Origin of the sequence: Streptomyces sp. SID5643 (assembly GCF_009872555.1) — a bacterium.
In the GTDB taxonomy this organism is placed as follows: Bacteria; Actinomycetota; Actinomycetes; order Streptomycetales; family Streptomycetaceae; genus Streptomyces; species Streptomyces iakyrus.
In genome coordinates, this window is record NZ_WWIC01000096.1 from 1 (window position 1) to 495 (window position 495).

1 protein-coding gene is annotated in these 495 nt (G+C 70.9%); it reads right to left on the bottom strand.

Going from position 1 to position 495, the window contains the following annotated elements; all coding sequences use genetic code 11:
- Positions 1-468, bottom strand: a 468-nt coding sequence (locus GTY56_RS11980; RefSeq protein ID WP_346345466.1) for a phosphopantetheine-binding protein, incomplete at its 3' end; no start/stop codon positions are given.
- Between the last annotated feature and the right edge of the window lie 27 nt (positions 469-495).

Below are 495 nucleotides of genomic sequence, written 5' to 3' on the forward strand. Positions count from 1 at the left end.
CCAGTCCAGCTCGTCGGGGTCGAGGATGTGCTGGTAGGGGGCGCCGTCGGCCACCGGGAACACGGTGCGCAGCACCTCGTGCCGGCCGATGACGTCCCGGAAGGCCGCCCCCATCGCCGCGCCGTCCACGCCGCCGGTCAGCCGAGCGGTGACCGGGATGTTGTAGGTCGCGCTGGGACCTTCGAGCTGGGCGATGATCCACATACGGCGCTGTCCATACGACAGCGGGGGCCGCTCGGGGCGCGGCCCTGCCGTCAGGGCAGCCCGCGCGGCGGTGGCACCGGCCAGACGGGCGGCGAATCCGGCGACCGTGGGGGCCTCGAAGAGCTCCCGGATCTCGGCTTCGACACCCAGAACCGTACGGATACGGCTCACAAGACGCACCGCGAGGAGGGAATGACCCCCGAGTTCGAAGAAGTCGTCGTCCACACCGACGCTGTCCAGGCCGAGGACCTCGGCGAACGCCACGCACAGGATCTCCTCCTGAAGCGTCGC